Origin of the sequence: Pseudomonas migulae (assembly GCF_043225285.1) — a bacterium.
GTDB lineage: Bacteria > Pseudomonadota > Gammaproteobacteria > Pseudomonadales > Pseudomonadaceae > Aquipseudomonas > Aquipseudomonas migulae_C.
In genome coordinates this window covers 2,772,040-2,791,112 of sequence record NZ_CP171224.1, presented here as the reverse complement: position 1 = coordinate 2,791,112, position 19,073 = coordinate 2,772,040, and the positions used below count along the sequence as shown (strand labels likewise).

19 protein-coding genes are annotated in these 19,073 nt (G+C 61.7%); 11 read left to right on the top strand and 8 right to left on the bottom strand.

The window, feature by feature from the left end; genetic code table 11:
- Positions 1-47: 47 nt before the first annotated feature.
- Positions 48-1,616 carry a SulP family inorganic anion transporter gene (locus tag ACF6ZU_RS12900; RefSeq protein WP_392892957.1) on the top strand — a complete coding sequence of 523 codons (1,569 nt, stop codon included), beginning with the start codon at positions 48-50 and terminating at the stop codon, positions 1,614-1,616.
- Positions 1,617-1,736: 120 nt separating this feature from the next.
- On the opposite strand, the gene aroE is transcribed toward ACF6ZU_RS12900, so the two are convergent.
- Positions 1,737-2,558 (bottom strand): shikimate dehydrogenase, encoded by an 822-nt coding sequence (aroE, locus tag ACF6ZU_RS12895; protein ID WP_392892955.1) that lies wholly within the window; start codon positions 2,556-2,558, stop codon positions 1,737-1,739.
- Between the two features lie 13 nt (positions 2,559-2,571).
- A complete protein-coding gene (gene hemF, locus ACF6ZU_RS12890) occupies positions 2,572-3,486 on the bottom strand; it encodes an oxygen-dependent coproporphyrinogen oxidase (RefSeq protein ID WP_392892953.1) in 915 nt (304 codons plus the stop codon).
- Positions 3,487-3,648: 162 nt separating this feature from the next.
- On the opposite strand from hemF, the gene ACF6ZU_RS12885 reads away from it, so the two are divergent.
- Positions 3,649-4,626, top strand: coding sequence for an NADPH:quinone reductase (locus tag ACF6ZU_RS12885; RefSeq protein WP_392892951.1), 978 nt, complete (start codon positions 3,649-3,651; stop codon positions 4,624-4,626).
- A gap of 133 nt (positions 4,627-4,759) precedes the next feature.
- Here the strand turns inward: ACF6ZU_RS12885 and ACF6ZU_RS12880 are convergent, their stop codons facing one another.
- The 3 genes from ACF6ZU_RS12880 to ACF6ZU_RS12870 all read right to left on the bottom strand — a co-directional run bounded on the left by ACF6ZU_RS12880 (position 4,760) and on the right by ACF6ZU_RS12870 (position 7,577).
- Positions 4,760-5,317, bottom strand: a complete 558-nt coding sequence (locus tag ACF6ZU_RS12880) for an L-threonylcarbamoyladenylate synthase (protein WP_392892949.1) — start codon at positions 5,315-5,317, stop codon at positions 4,760-4,762.
- A gap of 54 nt (positions 5,318-5,371) precedes the next feature.
- Positions 5,372-6,472 carry a DNA-processing protein DprA gene (dprA, locus tag ACF6ZU_RS12875; RefSeq protein WP_392892946.1) on the bottom strand — a complete coding sequence of 367 codons (1,101 nt, stop codon included), beginning with the start codon at positions 6,470-6,472 and terminating at the stop codon, positions 5,372-5,374.
- Between the two features lie 79 nt (positions 6,473-6,551).
- A complete protein-coding gene (locus tag ACF6ZU_RS12870) occupies positions 6,552-7,577 on the bottom strand; it encodes a LysM peptidoglycan-binding domain-containing protein (protein ID WP_392892944.1) in 1,026 nt (341 codons plus the stop codon).
- Between the two features lie 167 nt (positions 7,578-7,744).
- Here ACF6ZU_RS12870 and def point away from each other — a divergent pair, with 167 nt between their 5' ends.
- From def to ACF6ZU_RS12845, 5 genes are all read left to right on the top strand, one after another.
- A complete protein-coding gene (def, locus tag ACF6ZU_RS12865) occupies positions 7,745-8,251 on the top strand; it encodes a peptide deformylase (RefSeq protein WP_392892942.1) in 507 nt (168 codons plus the stop codon).
- Between the two features lie 86 nt (positions 8,252-8,337).
- Positions 8,338-9,297, top strand: a complete 960-nt coding sequence (gene fmt, locus ACF6ZU_RS12860) for a methionyl-tRNA formyltransferase (protein WP_392892940.1) — start codon at positions 8,338-8,340, stop codon at positions 9,295-9,297.
- Positions 9,294-10,604, top strand: a complete 1,311-nt coding sequence (rsmB, locus tag ACF6ZU_RS12855; RefSeq protein ID WP_392892938.1) for a 16S rRNA (cytosine(967)-C(5))-methyltransferase RsmB — start codon at positions 9,294-9,296, stop codon at positions 10,602-10,604. The genes fmt and rsmB overlap by 4 nt, the downstream gene beginning before the upstream one ends.
- Positions 10,605-10,626: 22 nt before the next feature.
- Positions 10,627-12,000, top strand: a complete 1,374-nt coding sequence (gene trkA, locus ACF6ZU_RS12850) for a Trk system potassium transporter TrkA (protein WP_392892936.1) — start codon at positions 10,627-10,629, stop codon at positions 11,998-12,000.
- A gap of 117 nt (positions 12,001-12,117) precedes the next feature.
- Positions 12,118-12,432: a tetratricopeptide repeat protein gene (locus tag ACF6ZU_RS12845; protein ID WP_392892934.1), complete on the top strand. Its 315-nt coding sequence runs from the start codon at positions 12,118-12,120 to the stop codon at positions 12,430-12,432.
- Here the strand turns inward: ACF6ZU_RS12845 and ACF6ZU_RS12840 are convergent, their stop codons facing one another.
- The 3 genes from ACF6ZU_RS12840 to tag all read right to left on the bottom strand — a co-directional run bounded on the left by ACF6ZU_RS12840 (position 12,433) and on the right by tag (position 14,302).
- Positions 12,433-12,672, bottom strand: a complete 240-nt coding sequence (locus ACF6ZU_RS12840; protein ID WP_392892932.1) for a PilZ domain-containing protein — start codon at positions 12,670-12,672, stop codon at positions 12,433-12,435. It abuts the gene before it with no gap.
- A gap of 144 nt (positions 12,673-12,816) precedes the next feature.
- Positions 12,817-13,704, bottom strand: a complete 888-nt coding sequence (locus ACF6ZU_RS12835; RefSeq protein ID WP_392892930.1) for a lysophospholipid acyltransferase — start codon at positions 13,702-13,704, stop codon at positions 12,817-12,819.
- A gap of 40 nt (positions 13,705-13,744) precedes the next feature.
- Positions 13,745-14,302, bottom strand: a complete 558-nt coding sequence (gene tag / locus ACF6ZU_RS12830; protein WP_392892928.1) for a DNA-3-methyladenine glycosylase I — start codon at positions 14,300-14,302, stop codon at positions 13,745-13,747.
- An 81-nt stretch (positions 14,303-14,383) separates the two neighbouring features.
- Between tag and glyQ the strand changes: the two genes are divergently transcribed.
- The 4 genes from glyQ to ACF6ZU_RS12810 all read left to right on the top strand — a co-directional run bounded on the left by glyQ (position 14,384) and on the right by ACF6ZU_RS12810 (position 18,790).
- The gene (glyQ, locus tag ACF6ZU_RS12825) at positions 14,384-15,337 is read left to right on the top strand and encodes a glycine--tRNA ligase subunit alpha (protein WP_003213601.1); all 954 of its coding nucleotides are present in this window, start codon (positions 14,384-14,386) and stop codon (positions 15,335-15,337) included.
- Positions 15,334-17,388 carry a glycine--tRNA ligase subunit beta gene (gene glyS, locus ACF6ZU_RS12820; RefSeq protein WP_392892924.1) on the top strand — a complete coding sequence of 685 codons (2,055 nt, stop codon included), beginning with the start codon at positions 15,334-15,336 and terminating at the stop codon, positions 17,386-17,388. The genes glyQ and glyS overlap by 4 nt, the downstream gene beginning before the upstream one ends.
- Positions 17,389-17,394: 6 nt before the next feature.
- A complete protein-coding gene (gene gmhB, locus ACF6ZU_RS12815; protein WP_392892922.1) occupies positions 17,395-17,928 on the top strand; it encodes a D-glycero-beta-D-manno-heptose 1,7-bisphosphate 7-phosphatase in 534 nt (177 codons plus the stop codon).
- 82 nt (positions 17,929-18,010) lie between these two features.
- On the top strand, positions 18,011-18,790 hold the full coding sequence (locus tag ACF6ZU_RS12810; RefSeq protein ID WP_392892920.1) for a lysophospholipid acyltransferase family protein: 780 nt from the start codon (positions 18,011-18,013) through the stop codon (positions 18,788-18,790).
- Positions 18,791-19,073: the final 283 nt, after the last annotated feature.

The following is a 19,073-nucleotide window of genomic DNA, read 5'->3' as shown; positions in this document are numbered from 1 at the left end:
GGTGTTGTGCTGATACCCTTGCGCAAAATTCCCGACCGAGAGGACCCATGGCCCTTCCCAGCCGCCATTCACTCTTTCCCTTCCTCACCTGGTTGCCCCGGCAAACCCGCGCCAGCGTTGGCCGTGACCTGATCGTCGGCCTCAGCGGTGCGATTCTCGCGTTGCCGCAATCCATTGCCTACGCCCTGATCGCCGGTCTCCCACCGGAATACGGCTTGTACGCCGCAATCATCCCGGTGCTGATCGCCTGCCTCTGGGGTTCGTCATGGCATCTGATCTGCGGGCCGACGGCGGCGATCTCGATCGTGCTTTACGCCAGCGTCAGTCCCCTGGCCGTTCCCGCGTCTCAGGACTACATCACGCTGATCCTGCTGCTGACGCTCCTCGCCGGGATTTTCCAGTGGCTATTGGGCTTGCTGCGGTTCGGCGCCCTGGTGAATTTCGTCTCGCACTCGGTGGTGCTCGGGTTCACGCTTGGCGCGGCGGTGGTGATTGCCATCGGCCAAATGCCCAACCTGCTGGGGCTGGACGTGCCCAATCAGGCTACGGCACTCGGCAGCTTTACAATGCTGTTCAAGCACCTCGGCGAGGTGGACCATCCCTCACTGCTTCTGGGCCTGGCGACCGTCGTGGTCGGAATGGGGCTCAAACTGCTGCTGCCGCGCTGGCCCACGCTGTTGATCACCCTGGCCCTGAGCGGATTGCTGGTGTGGCTTTGGCCATCGATGTTCGGGCATGTGCAACTGGTCAGCGCATTTGTCGGACGCCTGCCCCCGTTCAGTCCGTTGCCGCTGGATCTGGACTTGATCTTGCGTCTGCTGCCCAGCGCCGTGGCGGTGGGGATGCTCGGGCTGGTGACGAGCCTGTCGATTGCCCGCTCTTTGTCGGCACGTTCGCAGCAGTTGCTCGATGCGAATCAGGAAGTGCGCGCCCAGGGTTTGTCGAACATGGTCGGTGCGTTTTTTTCCGGTTCGCTGTCAGCCGGTTCCTTCACCCGTTCGGGCCTGAGCTACGAAGCGGGGGCCTGCTCGCCGCTGGCGGGGATTTTTTCGGCGATGTGGGTGGCGCTGTTTGCGATCTTCGGTGCCAATCTGATCGCGCATATTCCGATCCCGGCCATGGCCGGCAGCATTTTGTTGATTGCCTGGGGACTGGTGGATCATCGCGGCATTCGTGCGTTACTGCGGGTCAGCCGTGCCGAGTTCGTGGTGATGGCGCTGACCTGCGTCGCCACGCTGTTGCTGGAACTGCAAACGGCGATTTATGCCGGGGTCCTGGCTTCGCTGTTCTTCTACTTGAAACGCACCTCGCAACCGCGGGTGCAGCATTGGCGCGACGGCGATGAAGACGTTCTGCGGGTCGGTGGGTCGATCTTCTTCGGCGCCAGTCACTACCTGCAAGTGCGCCTGCAACGAATGCATGGCGCGCGCGTGGTGATCGAGGCGCAGCACATCAACTTCATCGATTATTCAGGGGTGGAAATGCTGCATCAGGAAGCGCGGCGCCTGCGCAAGCAGGACCGCAGCCTGACCCTGCGCGGGGCGCGAGCGCCGGTGATGGAGGAGTTGCGAAAGCTCGAAGGCGCGGAGAAATGCCCGATCCATTTCGAAGACTGAAACACGATCCTCTGTAGGAGCGAGCCTGCTCGCGATGGACGTTAACGATAACGCTGCAAACCTGACACCCAGCGGGGCTCTCAGGTCCATCGCGAGCAGGCTCGCTCCTACAGAGTGCGGTTATGCGGCCAATTGGCGGCGGAGTTCGGCCAGCACCGGCGCCGTGTCCGGGCGTACGCCGCGCCACAGCATGAAGGCTTCGGCCGCCTGTTCGGCCAACATCCCCAGGCCATCCATCGACACGGCGGCGCCGTGATCCGTGGCCCAACGGCAGAACGAAGTAGGTTCCTTCCCGTACATCATGTCGTAGCAAACGGTCTTGCCCGGCTCGATCAGGCTGCCGGCAATCGGCGGAACCTCGCCGGTCAGGCTGGCGGACGTGGCATTGATGATCAGGTCCACCGACTCCCGCAGCCAATCGAACCCGCTGGCCGACACCGGCCCCAGATCCGCGAACAGCTCCGCGAGCAATTCAGCTTTTTCCACCGTGCGATTGGCGATGATCACCGAGGCCGGCTGCTCGGCCAGCAGCGGTTCCAGCACACCGCGCACCGCACCGCCGGCACCGAGCAGGAGGATGCGTTTGCCCTTGAGGCTGAAACCGGCATTGACCGTCAGGTCGCGCACCAGCCCGGCACCGTCGGTGTTGTCGCCCAGCAGAGAGCCGTCGGCGAGTTTGCTCAGCGTATTCACCGCCCCGGCCCGCTGTGCTCGCGGCGTCAGGCTGTTGGCCAGACGGAACGCCTCTTCCTTGAACGGCACCGTCACATTCGCTCCGCGGCCTTCAAGGAAAAACGCCTGGGCGAAGTCGGAAAAACCATCAAGCTGCGCCAGCGCGGTGCTGTAGTCGAGTTTTTGCGCTGTCTGCTCGGCAAACAGACGATGAATCAATGGCGACTTGCTGTGGCCAATCGGGTTACCGAATACGACGTAACGGTCCATCAGGATTCCTCGTTCAGGCCTTGGCCAACCAATCGCGATCTTGCAGGAAGTACTCGGTCAGCCGTGCTTCTTCGCTGCCGGGTTCGGCTTTCCAGTCATAGGCCCAGCGCACTTGCGGCGGCAACGACATGAGGATCGATTCGGTACGCCCGCCCGATTGCAGGCCGAACAGCGTGCCTCGGTCGTAAACCAGGTTGAATTCGACGTAGCGGCCACGGCGAAACTCCTGGAACTCCCGCTGTTTGGCGGTGAACGCATCGTTCTTGCGCCGCTGCACAATCGGCAGGTACGCCTCGATGAACGCATCGCCGATGGCGCGCATGAAGGCGAAGCTGGTGTCGAAGTCCCACTCGTTCAAGTCATCGAAGAACAGCCCGCCGATGCCGCGCGGTTCGTGACGATGCTTGATGTGGAAATAGCTGTCGCACCAGGCCTTGTACCGCGAGTAGACGTCCGGACCGAACGGCGCGCAGGCCTGCTCGGCGACGCGGTGCCAGTGCACGCAGTCTTCTTCATTGCCGTAATACGGTGTCAGGTCGAAGCCGCCGCCGAACCACCAGACCGGCTCTTCGCCTTCTTTTTCGGCGATGAAAAAGCGCACGTTGGCGTGGGACGTCGGCACATGCGGGTTGTGCGGGTGAATCACCAGCGACACGCCCAGGGCTTCGAAGCCCCGGCCGGCGAGTTCCGGCCGATGGGCGCTGGCGGACGGTGGGAGACCGCTGCCGAAGACGTGGGAAAAGTTGACGCCGCCCTTTTCGATCACCGCACCGTTCTCGATCACCCGGGTGCGACCGCCACCGCCGGCAACCCGGGTCCAGGCGTCTTCGACGAACTGCGTGCCGCCGTCTTCGGCTTCAAGGGCAGCGCAAATGCGGTCTTGCAGGTCGAGCAGGTAGGCTTTTACGGCCTCGGTGCGGGTCGTCATGTCATCACCTTGAATCGGGCAAAACTACGCGGCGCTCAATCGGAGCAGGGGCCGGCGCAAATGGGCGCGTAGCATAACATCGCCGATGGGCTCGTCGCAGTTGACGGGGATCAAGCTTAGGAGTTCGATAGGGAGCTCGCAAAAGACCCAAGGAAAAGGCAGATGGCAAAGCGTATCCAGTTCCGCGCCCACGGCGGCCCCGAAGTACTTGAATATGTGGATTACCAGCCCGCCGAGCCCGGCCCGCAGCAAGTCCGCGTGACCAACAAGGCCATCGGCCTGAATTTCATCGACACCTATTTCCGCAGCGGCCTCTACGCGCCGCCCGCCTTGCCGTCGGGCGTGGGCTCTGAAGGTGCGGGCATCGTCGAGGCCGTGGGCAGTGACGTCACCCGCTTCAAGGTCGGCGACCGCGTGGCTTACGGCAGCGGCCCGCTCGGTGCCTACAGCGAAATTCACGTGTTGCCGGAGGCCAATCTGGTGCACCTGCCCGACGCCATCAGCTTCGAGCAAGCGGCCGGGGTAATGCTCAAGGGCCTGACCGTGCAGTACCTGCTGCGCCAGACCTATGAACTCAAGGGCGGCGAAACCATTCTGTTCCACGCGGCCGCCGGTGGCGTCGGCTCCCTGGCCTGCCAATGGGCCAAGGCCCTGGGCGTGAAGTTGATCGGCACGGTCAGCTCGCCGGAAAAAGCGGCGCTGGCGAAGGCCAACGGTGCCTGGGCGACCATCGACTACAGCCATGAAAACGTCGCACAGCGCGTACTGGAATTGACTGACGGCAAGAAAGTCCCGGTGGTGTACGACGGCGTCGGCAAGGACACCTGGCTGACATCGCTCGATAGCACAGCGCCTCGCGGTCTGGTGGTGAGCTTCGGCAATGCGTCGGGCGCGGTGGACGGGGTGAACCTGGGGATTTTGTCGGCGAAAGGTTCGTTGTATGTCACCCGGCCGACGCTGGCGACTTACGCCAACAACGCCGAGAACCTGCAGCGCATGGCGGATGAGCTGTTCGAGATGATCATCAGCGGCAAGCTGAAGGTGGAGATCAGCCAGAAGTATTCACTGGCGGATGCGGCGAAGGCGCAGACCGAGTTGTCGGCGCGGCGGACCACGGGGTCGACTGTTTTATTGCCTTGAATTTTTAGTGTTTGGGCGGGCCTCATCGCGAGCAGGCTCGCTCCCACAGTGGAATTTTGTCGTACACACAATCTGTGTTCGCTAAAGATCTACTGTGGGAGCGAGCCTGCTCGCGAATGAGAGCGCCACGGTCTCAATCCGGACGAATGACGTTCCCGGTCGCCAGGTCGCGAATCACACTCGGATTCTTGCGCCCACCCAGGTTGCCGCCAAGAATCAAATCAAGCTGCCCGCGGAAATACTGCTCCACGCGAATCCGCGTGCGGGCCGCCGGCCGGCCCTGTGGATTGGCCGAAGTCGACACCAACGGCCCGACCACCGCGCACAAATCCCGCACCAACGGATGATCGCTGACCCGCAGCGCCACCGTCTCATGCACGCCGGTAATCCACTGCGGCAGCTGATTCCGATGCGGCACCAGCCAGGTATTCGGCCCCGGCCAGGTACTTGCCATCCGATCCATCCACAGCTCCGGGAAATCTTCGAAAAGGAAGTCGAACTGGCGAATGTTGTCGGCAACCAGAATCAGGCCCTTGTCCACCGACCGGCCCTTGAGCATCAGCACACGATAGACCGCTTCTTCGTCCCACGGGTCGCAACCCAGGCCCCAGACCGCTTCGGTTGGATAGGCAATCACCGCCCCTGCGCGAACGGCTTGCGCGGCTTGTTGCACACGCCAACTGTTGACCATGAAAAACTCTCCGGAATAAGGCTCTGCGCAGTTTACCGATCTTCCTTGTAAAACCTAGCTCACCCGCGCAAACCAGCGGCCGTTTTCGCAAACCGCCCGGCCCTCCATTTCCAGCTCCGTCAGCGCCGCCAGCACTTTCGGCAGGGCCCAGCCGCTGGTTTCCACCAGCGCTTCACTGGTGTGCGGTGCCGCATGCAGCAGGATCAGCAGCGGGTGAGTCACCGACGGCGCCTCGCTGGACAACGGCAATCGTTGCCAGCCGCGCAGGGCTTCGAGGATGTGCTCGATGGTTTCCACCAGCATCGCCCCGTCACGAATCAACTGGTGACATCCCTTGGCGCCGGGGTGATGAATCGACCCCGGAATCGCATACACCTCGCGACCTTGCTCCGCCGCCAGCCGTGCAGTGATCAAAGAACCACTGGCGACACTGGCCTCGACCACCAGCACGCCGAGGGACAAACCGCTGATGATCCGGTTGCGCCGCGGAAAGTTGCTGGCCGTCGGGCCGGCGTCCAGCGGGAACTCGGAAACCACCGCGCTGCCCGACGCAATCATCGCGTCCGCCAGCCTGCGGTTGCGCTGTGGATAAAACTTTTCAAGCCCCGTGCCAAGTACACCGACCGTTCGCCCGCCCACGTCCAGGGCGGCTTGATGCGCGGCGGCATCAATACCCAGCGCCAGACCACTGGTGATGACAAAACCGGCGCCGGCCAGACTGCGCGAAAAGGCGGCGGCGGTGTCCATTCCCGGTCGTGAGGCGCGACGGCTGCCGACCATCGCCAGTTGCGGTTTTTCCAGAATTCCCGGATCGCCCGCGACGAATAACAGCGGCGGTGCATCACTGATTTCCGCCAGCAATGCCGGGTAGTCAGGCTGGTCCCACATCAGTAAATGCTGGCCCGGGCGCTCTAGCCAGGCCAATGCATGGCTGGCGCCATCCCGAACTTCGGTCGAGCGCCGGGCCTCCGCGCACGCCAGGGGCAACCCCAACGCACGCCAGGCACTGGCCGGCGCGCCGATGGCCTTGGACGCCGAGCCGAAGGCTTCGAGTAATTTCCTGAAACGCGCCGGGCCCAGCTCCGGCAGACGATGCAGACGTAAACGGGCTTCCAGTTCCGCAGGGGAAACCGGTGTAACGGCAGACAGCGACATGGATCATCCTTGATCGTTATGAACCCCGTTCAAACGGGAATAAGCTGTGGATAACTCTGTTGGTAACTTGTGAAGCAGGCTAAGGATTTCGCACCTTGTCCATGACCGCCAATGAGCGCGACGCGTTGAGCACCAGCCCGTAGCTGAGCTTGTCGTAGGTGCGGAACACCATCAGCAAACCGGCGCGCTCATCGGGAATCTTCAGCGGTTGACCGGTGATCCGGTCCCGCACGGTTTCGCCGGTTTTCATCACCACCAGCACGTTGCCTTCGGACAGGCCGTCTCGTTGGCCCTTGTTCAAGGTGACCACGTCCAGTGCGCCAATCTGGGTAACCCCGCGCGGTACATCGATGATCAAGCCATTGATTGGGGTCTTCGGTGCACTGGGCATGAAGGTCGAGTTGATCGCGCGCTCTTCACTGCTAAACAACCGGTCACCCAGCCGCACTTCCTGGGTTGTGCGTTGCAGCGCCAGCGTCGCGACATCGCCTTCGGTGGCGACCACCTCGCCACCGCCAATGTCGTCGGCGTTGATCCCAAGGAACTCCTTGCTGTCGGGGTCGGTGTAGACCTTGCCCTGGCGGAAGATCCCGTAGACCGGCTGGCTCGAATCGAAATGGCCCCGGGCGAAGATGCGATCGCCGGTGCCGCTGAGCACCCGTTCGGCATCGCCCGCGACGATGTAAGGCGCCTTGTCGAAATCCTCGACCTTGTCGACGATGCGATTGCTCAGCAGGAAGCTGTTGATCGATTGCAGCGGAATGCTCGGGATCGCGTCAGCCACCGGCGAGCTGCGCACCCGCGGCGAGAGCTTGATGGTGCCCCGGGAGGCGCCGCGATTGAGGGTCAGGCGCGGCTGACCGTTGACGTAGACCAGCGACAGCAGATCGCCGGGATAGATGAGATTGGGGTTCTGGATCTGCGGATTGGCCTGCCACAGCTCGGGCCACTTCCACGGTTCACGGAGGAATTTGCCGGAGATGTCCCAAAGCGTGTCACCCGCGACAACCGTGTATTGCTGTGGAAAACCTTCCTTGAGCTGCACTTGCCCATGCGCGAAACCGGCCGAGGCCAGAAGGAGCAGGGCGAGTAGTGATTTCCTCATGCGGTGAATCCCTTTATTATGTGCGTTCGCGTGAAACGCCAGAGCCCTCGTGGCTCGCTCCGACTCTTCTCTGAAGAAAGGAGCTACGCTTCACAACGGTAGCCTGCATCTTCGGACCTGCCAGGCCATCGACCCGACTTTACCTCACACGTGCATCAATTAAGCTTATGGCCATTTTAGACATCCTCGAATTCCCCGACTCGCGTCTGCGCACTATCGCCAAACCAGTGGCCGTAGTGGACGACGAAGTGCGTCAGTTGGTCGATGATATGTTTGAAACAATGTATGAAGCGCCAGGCATCGGCCTCGCCGCGACCCAGGTCAACGTGCACAAACGTATCGTCGTGATGGACCTCTCCGAAGACCGCACCGAACCGCGGGTGTTCATCAACCCCGAGTTCGAATCCCTGACCGACGAGATGGAGCAATACCAGGAAGGCTGCCTTTCGGTGCCGGGCTTCTACGAAAACGTCGATCGCCCGCAGAAGGTCAAGGTCAAGGCCCTGGACCGCGACGGCAAACCTTACGAACTGATCGCCGAAGGCCTGCTCGCCGTGTGCATCCAGCACGAATGCGACCACCTCAACGGCAAATTGTTCGTCGACTACCTGTCGAATCTCAAGCGCGACCGAATCAAGAAGAAACTGGAAAAGCTCCATCGCCAGAACGCTTGATGCCCTCCTTTCAAAGGCTTGCTGCGGCAAGCCTTTTTCTTTTGCGACTGCTTTGTAAATGACTGCTTCTTAAATGAGAACCCTCCATGACTGAGCCACTGCGCATCGTCTTTGCCGGCACCCCGGAATTCGCCGCCGAACACCTCAAGGCCCTGCTCGACAGCCCTTACGAGATCGTCGCGGTCTACACCCAGCCGGACCGTCCGGCAGGCCGCGGGCAAAAGTTGATGCCAAGCCCGGTCAAGCAGTTGGCCCTGGAAAACAACATCCCGGTGCTGCAACCGCCGACCTTGCGCAACGAAGACGCCCAGGCTGAACTGGCCGCGCTGAAACCGGATTTGCTGGTGGTGGTCGCCTACGGCCTGATCCTGCCGCAAGTGGTGCTGGACATTCCACGTCTGGGTTGCATCAACAGCCACGCGTCGCTGCTACCACGCTGGCGCGGTGCGGCGCCGATCCAGCGCGCCGTCGAAGCTGGCGACAGCGAAAGCGGCGTGACCGTGATGCGCATGGAACTGGGTCTCGACACCGGGCCCATGCTGCTCAAGGTCACCACGCCGATCAGCGCTGAAGACACCGGCGGCAGCCTCCACGACCGCCTGGCGGAACTCGGCCCACCTGCGGTCATTCAGGCGATCGCCGGCCTCGCCGCTGGCACATTGGAAGGCGAAGTGCAGGACGACAACCTCGCCACTTACGCCCACAAATTGAACAAGGACGAAGCACGCATCGACTGGAGCCGCCCGGCCATCGAGCTGGAACGTCTGGTCCGCGCCTTCAACCCATGGCCGATTACCCACAGCACGCTGAACGGCGAAGCGCTGAAAGTGCTGGCCGCGAGCCTCGCTGAAGGGCAGGGCGCACCGGGGGAAATCCTCGGCGCCAGCAAGGACGGCCTGGTCGTCGCCTGTGGTGAACAGGCCCTGTGCCTGACCCGTCTGCAATTGCCCGGCGGCAAGGCGCTGAACTTCAGCGATTTGTTCAACAGCCGTCGTGAGAAATTCGCCGTCGGCACCGTGCTCGGTCAAACGGCGGACGCTCAATGAACCCACGTCTGGCCGCCGCCAAGGCACTGGCTGCAGTTCTCAACGGAAAAGCCTCGCTCAACAGTTCGCTGCCGACGCAAATGGACAAGGTCGAAGACCGCGATCGCGGTTTCACCCAGGACCTGGCGTTTGGCACTGCACGCTGGCAGCCGCGGTTGTCGGCGCTCGCCGCCAAATTGCTGCAGAAGCCGTTCAAAGCCGCGGACGCCGATGTCGAGGCGTTGCTGCTGGTCGGTCTCTACCAATTGCTCTACACCCGCGTCCCGGCGCATGCCGCCATCGGCGAAACCGTCGGGTGTGCCGACAAGCTGAAGAAACCCTGGGCCAAAGCCTTGCTCAACGCCGTGTTGCGCCGCGCCCAGCGTGAAAGCGAAGCGCTGCTCGCAGAGCTGGAACACGACCCGGTGGTGCGCACCGCTCACCCGCGCTGGCTGCAAAAATCCCTGAAGGCGTTCTGGCCTGAGCAGTGGGAAGCGATTTGCGCGGCGAACAACGCACACCCGCCGATGATTCTGCGGGTCAACCGTCGCCATCACAGCCGTGATGCCTATCTCGGCTTGCTGACCGACGCCGGCATTGCCGCCACGCCTTGTGTCTACAGCCGGGACGGCATCGTTCTCGACACCGCCGCCGACGTGCGCAGCCTGCCGGGCTTTGCCGAAGGCTGGATCAGCGTGCAGGACGAAGCCGCGCAACTGGCCGCCGATCTGCTCGACCTCGCGCCGGGCCAGCGAGTGCTCGATGCCTGCTGCGCACCGGGCGGCAAGACCTGCCACATCCTCGAAGCCGAGCCTGCATTGGCGGGCGTCGTCGCCGTGGATCTGGAAGCCAAGCGTCTGGTGCGCGTGCGGGAGAACCTCGCACGCCTGGGCCTGAGCGCCGAACTCATCGCCGCCGACGGCCGCGACACCGCGACCTGGTGGGACGGCAAACCGTTCCAGCGCATCCTGCTGGATGCGCCGTGCTCGGCCACCGGCGTGATCCGCCGTCACCCGGACATCAAACTGACTCGCCAACCGGATGACATCGCCGCGCTGGCCGTGCTGCAAGGCGAGTTGCTGGATGCCATGTGGATAACTCTGGAAGTGGGCGGGATTCTGCTTTACGCCACCTGCTCCACGCTGCCGACCGAGAACACCGAAGTCATCGAAGCCTTCCTCGCCCGCACCCCGGGCGCTCGCGAACTGGACCTCGCCACCACGGCCGGCATCAAGCAGCCCCACGGTCGCCAGTTGCTGGCCCAGGAAGGCGGCCACGACGGGTTCTACTACGCCAAGCTGATCAAGATCGCCGCCGCGCGCGGTTAACCGGTTTTAAGGGAGTGACTGGATGAAAATCATCATCCTCGGCGCAGGGCAGGTCGGCGGTTCGCTGGCGGAACACTTGGCCAGCGAGGCCAACGACATCACGGTGGTCGATACCGACAGCGAACGCCTGCGCGACCTCGGCGATCGCCTGGACATCCGCACCGTCCAGGGCCGTGGCTCGTTGCCGACAGTGCTGCGCCAGGCCGGCGCGGATGACGCCGACATGCTGGTGGCGGTGACCAACAGTGACGAAACCAACATGGTCGCCTGCCAGGTCGCCCACACCCTGTTCCACACCCCGACCAAGATCGCCCGGGTGCGTGAAGCCGCGTACCTCACGCGCGGCGACCTGTTCGACAACGAAGCGATTCCGGTGGACGTGCTGATCAGCCCCGAGCAGGTGGTCACCAACTACATCAAGCGCCTGATCCAGCATCCGGGCGCGTTGCAGGTGATCGACTTCGCCGAAGGCAAGGCGCAGCTGGTCGCGGTGAAGGCGTACTACGGCGGACCGTTGGTGGGTCAGCAACTGCGCCAGTTGCGCGAGCACATGCCAAACGTCGAAACCCGCGTCGCCGCGATTTTCCGCCGCGACCGACCGATCCTGCCCCAGGGCGATACGGTGATCGAAGCGGACGACGAAGTATTTTTCATCGCCGCGAAAGCGAACATTCGCGCAGTCATGAGCGAAATGCGCCGCCTCGACGAAAGCTACAAGCGCATCGTCATCGCCGGCGGCGGACAGATTGGTGAGCGCCTGGCCGAGGCCATCGAAAGCCGCTACCAGGTGAAGATCATCGAGATGAACCCGACCCGTTGTCGCCATCTCTCGGACACCCTCGACAGCACCGTCGTATTGCAGGGCAGCGCCTCCGACCGCGACCTGCTGATGGAAGAGAACATCGCCGACGCCGACCTTTTCCTCGCACTGACCAACGACGACGAAGCCAACATCATGTCGTCGCTGCTGGCCAAGCGCCTGGGTGCGAAGAAGGTGATGACCATCATCAACAACCCGGCGTACGTCGACCTGATCCAGGGCGGCGACATCGACATCGCCATCAGCCCGCAACTGGCAACCATCGGCACCTTGCTGGCCCACGTTCGACGCGGCGATATCGTCAGCGTGCACTCACTGCGCCGTGGTGCAGCGGAGGCCATCGAGGCGATTGCCCACGGTGATGCGAAGTCGAGCAAGGTGATCGGCAAGGCCATCGAAAACATCGGTTTGCCGCCAGGCACGACGATTGGCGCGATCATTCGGGACGAAGAAGTGATCATTGCCCACGATGACACGGTGATCGAGGCGGGCGACCATGTGATTCTGTTCCTTGTGGATAAGAAGCACATTCGGGATGTGGAGAAATTGTTCCATGTCGGCCTGAGTTTCTTCTAGACCGTTAGACCGCTATCGCCGGCAAGCCGGCTCCTACAGGTTGTACGCAATCCCCTGTAGGAGCCGGCTTGCCGGCGATACGTTTTCGATAACACCACCTATTCGGAACTTTTCCCCATGATCGAATCCCTGGAAAAAATGCTCGCCAAGGGTGTGGATAACTCATTGCTGCGCTTCGGCCTGGGCAAGGGTTATCTGGATCTTGGGGAAAACGCCAAGGCCGCCGAGCATTTCCGGCGCTGCGTCGAGTTCGATCCGAAGTACTCAGCAGCGTGGAAGCTGTTGGGCAAGGCTCATCTGGCGCTGGCGGATTATCCGGCCGCGCGTCAGGCGTGGGAGCAGGGTCTGGAAGCAGCTCGCGCTCACGGCGACAAGCAGGCTGAGAAAGAGATGACGGTGTTCCTGAAGAAGCTCGAACGTCAGGCGCACTGATCAGAGATAGCGCAGGCCAATGCCTTCCGCGTCCACCAGCACCACTTCCATGCGCACACGCGGCGCGCCTGTGGGTAAGTCCTGCACCTGACCATAAACCACCGCGCCCTTGGGCAACGCCGACAGGACGGGATGCTTGACGTAGACGCCCGTGGTCGAAAGGTTGCGGGTCTGGCCGAGGCATTCGCCGAAGCTTTCGTGACAGATCTTGATGCGAAACGATTTGCGATGTTCGGACATCTACTGCGCCCTTTTTAAGTAGGAGCGAGCTTGCTCGCGATGGACTTAAGGACGGCGCTTTTTTCAGAGCAAAACGCATTTTCGTTCACGTCCATCGCGAGCAAGCTCGCTCCTACAAGTTATCCACAGATCATGCCAATTCAGTCAGTACCAGCGTTCCTCACCCGGCGGTCGCTTCTTGAAGCGCTTCATGCTCCACATGTACTGGCTCGGGTACGCCCGCACATAACGCTCGACCACCTTGCTCATGGCCGCGCAGGACGTCTCGGTGTCGGTGCTGTACATCGCTTCCGGCGCCGCTTCGAGAATCACTTTGTAACCCGAACCGTCCGGCAGCCGCAGCGCGTGCAGAAACACGCCGACTGCCTTGCCGCCAGCGAGCATGTTCGGGACGAACTTGCTGGTCAGGGCCTGGGTGGCGAAGAACGGCACGAAGATCCCGGCGGATTCGGCCGGTTCCGGGTCGGCGGGGATGCCCACCGCACCACCTTTGCGCACTTCCTTGATGACACTGAGGATGCCTTCCTTGGTAGAAGCGGCGACCTTGTTGCCCAGTTGCACCCGTTGCTTGCGCAGCAATTCATCCACCGCCTTGAGCTTGGGTGGACGATAAAAAATGATCGGTTTGCACTGGCTGCAGTAGAAGTGGTTCAGCACTTCCCAGTTGCCGAGGTGGCTGGTGATGCCGACCACGCCTTTGCCGGAGGCGAGGGCGTCCTTCAGGACATCGAGACCTTCGACTTCACGCACCAGATCGATGGAGCGCTGCGCCGGCCAGATCCACGCGCAGGCACTTTCGGTCAGTGATTTGCCGATGTCTTTCAGGCTCTGGCCCACCAGGCGCTCGCGCTCGGCAGGGTCCATCTCTGGAAAACACTTGGCGAGGTTGATCCGCACCACGTCTCGGGAACGGTTGGGCGTTTTCCACATCACCCAGCCGATGGCCGAACCTACCGCCTGCACTGCCCGCCACGGAAGCAGGGCAAACAGCCGCAGAGCGCCTACCAGCAAGGCGCCTTTAAACTTATCCACAGGTCACTCCTGATCTTGTGCTGTGCGCGAGGCGGCTATTCTAACCGCCGTTTGCAAGGGCCGCGTAGCGATCGCAATCCCGGGTGTGGTCCATGACCATGCCCGAGGCCTGCATCAGCGCGTAGCAAATGGTCGGGCCGACGAAGGTGAAGCCGGCCTTTTTCAAGCCTTTGCTCATCTCCACGGCAGTGGGCGTCACGGCCGGGACTTCGGTGCGGTCCTTGAAATGATTGATCTTCGGCACACCGCCGACGAAGGACCAGAGAAACTCCACCGGGTCCTCCAGCGCCAGCCACGCCTGGGCATTGCGCCGTGCCGCGTTGAGCTTGAGACGATTGCGGATTATGCCCGGGTCGAGCATCAATTCGTCGATTTCGGCGTCGCTCATCTGCGCCACGCGCTGGACGTCGAAGCCGAACAGCACTTCACGGTAACGCTCGCGTTTGCGCAACACGGTGATCCAGGAGAGGCCGGCCTGGAACCCTTCGAGCAAAAGCAACTCGAACAATCCCTGCGCATCGCGTAGCGGCGTGCCCCACTCCTGGTCGTGATAAGCCATGTACAGCGGATCTTCGGAACACCAAAAGCAGCGTGGCATAAGGCTCCAGGGGGCGTGCGCAGCCATGAATCGGGTATACTCCCGCTCTTTAAATCGCAGCCCAAGAAACAGGTGAATTTCGTGAGCCAGCCTACGCCAGCCGTGCGTACCTTCCAAGACTTGATCCTCGCCCTCCAGCAATACTGGGCCGAGCAAGGTTGCGTGGTACTTCAGCCCTACGATATGGAAGTAGGCGCCGGGACTTTCCACACCGCCACGTTTCTGCGCGCCATCGGCCCGGAAACCTGGAACGCCGCTTATGTGCAGCCCAGTCGTCGCCCGACTGACGGCCGCTACGGCGAAAACCCGAACCGTCTGCAGCACTACTACCAGTTCCAGGTCGTATTGAAGCCGAACCCGGACAACTTCCAGGAACTGTACCTGGGCTCCCTCAAGCACGTCGGCCTGGACCCGCTGGTCCACGACATCCGCTTCGTCGAAGACAACTGGGAATCGCCGACCCTGGGCGCCTGGGGCCTGGGCTGGGAAGTCTGGCTCAACGGCATGGAAGTGACGCAGTTCACTTACTTCCAGCAAGCGGGCGGCATCGAATGCTACCCGGTGACAGGCGAGATCACTTACGGCCTCGAGCGTCTGGCCATGTACCTGCAAGGCGTGGACTCGGTCTACGACCTGGTCTGGGCTGACGGTCCGTTCGGCAAAGTGACCTACGGCGACGTGTTCCACCAGAACGAAGTGGAGCAGTCGACCTACAACTTCGAACACGCCAACGTCGAGAAGCTGTTCGAACTGTTCGACTTCTACGAAAGCGAAGCCAAGCGCCTGATCGAACTCGACCAGCCGCTGCCGCTGCCGAGCTACGAAATGGTGTTGAAGGCCTCCCACACTTTCAACCTGCTGGATGCGCGCCGGGCGATCTCGGTGACTGCGCGTCAGCAATACATCCTGCGTGTGCGCACCCTGGCGCGTTCCGTTGCGCAAGCCTACCTGCTGGCGCGCGCCAAGCTGGGCTTCCCGATGGCGACCCCGGACCTGCGTGATGAAGTACTGGCCAAGCTGGAGGCTGCACAATGAGTGCTCAAGATTTTCTGGTTGAACTGGGCACCGAAGAACTGCCACCCAAAGCCCTGAACACCCTGGCCGAGGCGTTCCTCGCCGGTATCGACAAGGGCCTGCAAGCCGCTGGCCTGAACTACGAGACCAAAACCGTCTACGCCGCGCCGCGTCGCCTGGCTGTGCTGATCACCGCGCTGGCCACCCAGCAGCCTGATCGCAGCATCAACCTCGACGGCCCGCCACGTCAGGCGGCGTTCGACGCCGAAGGCAACCCGACTCAGGCAGCCCTGGGTTTCGCCAAGAAGTGCGGCGTCGACCTGAGTGAAATCGATCAGAGCGGTCCGAAACTGCGCTACAGCCAGAGCATCGCCGGCAAGCCGACCGCGAGCCTGCTGCCGACCATCGTCGAAGATTCCCTGAACGACCTGCCGATCCCGAAGCGCATGCGCTGGGGCGCGCGCAAGGAAGAATTCGTTCGTCCGACCCAATGGCTGGTGATGCTGCTCGGTGACCAGGTCATCGACTGCACCATCCTTGCTCAGAAGGCCGGCCGCGATTCCCGTGGTCACCGCTTCCATCACCCGGAAAGCGTGCGCATTACCTCGCCGGCCAATTACCTGGCCGACCTGCGTGCCGCTTACGTGCTGGCCGACACCAACGAGCGTCGCGCCATCATCAGCAAACGCACCGAAGAACTGGCAACGATGCAGGAAGGCACGGCGATCGTTCCGCCAGCCTTGCTCGACGAAGTGACCGCGCTGGTTGAATGGCCGGTGCCGCTGGTGTGCTCGTTCGAGGAACGTTTCCTCGACGTGCCGCAAGAAGCGCTGATCACCACCATGCAGGACAACCAGAAGTACTTCTGCCTGCTGGATGCCGATGGCAAGTTGCTGCCCCGTTTCATCACCGTGGCCAACATCGAAAGCAAAGACCCGCAGCAAATCATCGCCGGTAACGAGAAAGTGGTTCGCCCACGCCTGACCGACGCCGAGTTCTTCTTCAAGCAAGACAAGAAGCAGAAACTCGAAGATTTCAACCTGCGCCTGCAGAACGTGGTGTTCCAGGAAAAACTCGGCAGCGTCTACGACAAGGCCGAGCGCGTTTCCAAACTGGCGGCGTTCATCGCGCAACGCATTGGCGGCAACGCAGCCTGGGCGTCCCGCGCCGGCCTGCTGTCCAAGTGCGACCTGGCGACCGAGATGGTCGGTGAGTTCCCGGAGATGCAAGGCGTCGCCGGTTACTACTACGCCCTCAACGACGGCGAGCCGGAAGAAGTCGCGCTGGCGCTGAACGAGCAATACATGCCGCGCGGTGCCGGCGCTGAACTGCCGACCACCCTCACCGGTGCGGCCGTGGCCATCGCCGACAAACTCGACACGCTGGTCGGCATCTTCGGCATCGGCATGCTGCCAACCGGTAGCAAAGACCCGTATGCCCTGCGCCGTGCTGCGCTCGGCGTGCTGCGCATCCTGATCGACAAGCAACTCGACCTCGACCTGAACGAAGCCGTGGCATTCGCCGTGAATGCGTTCGGTGCCAAGGTCAAGGCCGCCGGCCTGGCCGACTCGGTGCTCGAATTCGTATTCGACCGCCTGCGTGCCCGTTACGAAGACGAAGGCGTGGATGTCGCGACTTACCTGTCGGTACGTGCCCTGAAGCCGGGTTCGGCGCTGGACTTCGATCAGCGTGTGCAAGCCGTTCAAGCGTTCCGTCAATTGCCGGAAGCCGCTGCGCTCGCCGCCGTGAACAAGCGTGTGTCGAACTTGCTGAGCAAGGTTGAAGGCTCGGTGCCTTCGGTCGTTGAAGCCAAGTACTTCGACAACGCCAACGAGTTCTCCCTGTACTCGGCGATCCAGCAAGCGGATCAGGCTGTCCAGCCAATGGCTGCGGCCCGTCAGTACCGCGAATCGCTGGCGCGCCTGGCGGCCCTGCGCGAGCCGGTGGATGCGTTCTTCGAAGCAGTGATGGTCAACGCGGATGACGCCAATGTCCGTGCCAACCGTTACGCGTTGCTGGCGCGCCTGCGTGGGCTGTTCCTCGGCGTCGCCGATATTTCGCTGCTGGGGTAAGACTGTTTGAAACTGCTGATTCTCGATCGGGACGGGGTGATCAACTACGACTCCGACGCTTACATCAAGTCGGTGGAGGAGTGGATTCCACTCCCCGGTTCGATCGAAGCCATCGCGCAGTTGAGCAAGGCCGGCTGGACGGTAGCGGTCGCTACCAACCAGTCGGGCATTGCCCGCGGCTATTACGACATCGCCACCCTGGATGCCATGCACGAGCGTTTGCGCGCGCTGGTGGCGGAGCAGGGCGGTGAAGTCGGGCTGATCGTCTATTGCCCGCACGGGCCGGACGCTGGCTGCGACTGCCGCAAGCCAAAACCGGGGATGTTGAAAACCATCGCCGCGCATTACAACGTATCGCTGACAGATCTATGGTTCGTCGGCGACAGTCTCGGTGACCTGGAAGCCGCCAAAGCCGTCGATTCTCAGCCAGTTTTAGTAAAGACCGGGAAAGGCGAAAAGACGTTGGGCAAGACCCTACCGGTAGGCACCTTGATATTTGACGATCTCGCGGCGATTGCCGCAGAACTTATCCACAATTAGAGTGCTTTCGAATTTCCTGACCAGGGATCGATCGGGAGTGCACTTTATATAGACGGGCAGAGCCCGCACGGTAAACGTCGCCATGTCGATACTGCAGGCCATCAGAACCTTCCTCTTTTACCTGCTGCTGGGCACCAGCTCCTTGCTCTGGTGCAGCCTGAGCTTTTTTATCGCGCCCTTTTTACCGTTCAAGGCGCGTTATCGCTTTATCAACGTGTACTGGTGCCGTTGCGCCTTGTGGTTGAGCAAAGTCTTCCTGGGCATCAGCTACGAAGTGAAGGGCGCCGAGAACGTGCCTGACCAGCCCTGCGTGATTCAATCGAACCACCAGAGCACCTGGGAGACGTTCTTCCTCTCGGCCTACTTCGAGCCATTGAGCCAAGTGCTGAAACGCTCTTTGCTGTTCGTACCGTTCTTTGGGTGGGCAATGGCCATGCTGCGACCGATCGCCATCGACCGTGACAATCCGAAAGCGGCACTCAAGCATGTGGCGAAGAAAGGCGATGAACTGCTGAAAGATGGCGTCTGGGTGCTGATCTTTCCGGAGGGGACGCGAGTTCCTTATGGCACCATCGGCAAATTCTCTCGCGGTGGTACTGCATTGGCGGTCAACGCCGAACTTCCGGTGCTGCCAATTGCTCACAATGCCGGCAAGTTCTGGCCGAAAACCGGTTGGGCAAAGAAGCAGGGCGTCATCACGGTGATCATCGGCAAACCGATGTACGCCGAGGGCAGCGGGCCGCGCGCCATTGCCGACCTCAATGACCGGGTCCAGGCCTGGAACGAGCAGATGCAACGGGAAATGGGCTCGATCCCGCCTGCCCCGCAAGCGCCGACTGCCAGCGATCAGATGGCTGTCTGAGATTCTGTGGATAACCTGTGTACCGTTTTGTCGAAAAGCCGCGTATTTATTCTCTAGGCTTATGATTTATATACATATTTCTTAAGCTCATAAAATACGGGAAAAGGTGCATAAGTTTTTTTTGGACGTAAAAAAACCGGCTGATATAGCCGGTTTTTTTATGTGTGCGATTCAGTCACTTCAGAGCAAGAAGTCCATTCGATATACCGGTCCGAATCCTCCTACATCAATCCCTGTAGGAGCCAGCTTGCTGGCGATGGTCGCCAACGACTGCGCGTGAGCA

Excerpts from the sequence above, each read along its gene's own strand:
- tag (WP_392892928.1), bottom strand. The coding sequence starts at position 14,302 with ATGCCACGCTGCTTTTGGTGTTCCGAAGATCCGCTGTACATGGCTTAT.
- fmt (WP_392892940.1), top strand. The coding sequence starts at position 8,338 with ATGACTGAGCCACTGCGCATCGTCTTTGCCGGCACCCCGGAATTCGCC.
- ACF6ZU_RS12880 (WP_392892949.1), bottom strand. The coding sequence starts at position 5,317 with ATGGTCAACAGTTGGCGTGTGCAACAAGCCGCGCAAGCCGTTCGCGCA.
- ACF6ZU_RS12840 (WP_392892932.1), bottom strand. The coding sequence starts at position 12,672 with ATGTCCGAACATCGCAAATCGTTTCGCATCAAGATCTGTCACGAAAGC.
- ACF6ZU_RS12810 (WP_392892920.1), top strand. The coding sequence starts at position 18,011 with ATGTCGATACTGCAGGCCATCAGAACCTTCCTCTTTTACCTGCTGCTG.
- trkA (WP_392892936.1), top strand. The coding sequence starts at position 10,627 with ATGAAAATCATCATCCTCGGCGCAGGGCAGGTCGGCGGTTCGCTGGCG.
- rsmB (WP_392892938.1), top strand. The coding sequence starts at position 9,294 with ATGAACCCACGTCTGGCCGCCGCCAAGGCACTGGCTGCAGTTCTCAAC.
- ACF6ZU_RS12870 (WP_392892944.1), bottom strand. The coding sequence starts at position 7,577 with ATGAGGAAATCACTACTCGCCCTGCTCCTTCTGGCCTCGGCCGGTTTC.
- dprA (WP_392892946.1), bottom strand. The coding sequence starts at position 6,472 with ATGTCGCTGTCTGCCGTTACACCGGTTTCCCCTGCGGAACTGGAAGCC.
- aroE (WP_392892955.1), bottom strand. The coding sequence starts at position 2,558 with ATGGACCGTTACGTCGTATTCGGTAACCCGATTGGCCACAGCAAGTCG.
- ACF6ZU_RS12885 (WP_392892951.1), top strand. The coding sequence starts at position 3,649 with ATGGCAAAGCGTATCCAGTTCCGCGCCCACGGCGGCCCCGAAGTACTT.
- ACF6ZU_RS12900 (WP_392892957.1), top strand. The coding sequence starts at position 48 with ATGGCCCTTCCCAGCCGCCATTCACTCTTTCCCTTCCTCACCTGGTTG.
- hemF (WP_392892953.1), bottom strand. The coding sequence starts at position 3,486 with ATGACGACCCGCACCGAGGCCGTAAAAGCCTACCTGCTCGACCTGCAA.
- glyS (WP_392892924.1), top strand. The coding sequence starts at position 15,334 with ATGAGTGCTCAAGATTTTCTGGTTGAACTGGGCACCGAAGAACTGCCA.
- def (WP_392892942.1), top strand. The coding sequence starts at position 7,745 with ATGGCCATTTTAGACATCCTCGAATTCCCCGACTCGCGTCTGCGCACT.
- ACF6ZU_RS12845 (WP_392892934.1), top strand. The coding sequence starts at position 12,118 with ATGATCGAATCCCTGGAAAAAATGCTCGCCAAGGGTGTGGATAACTCA.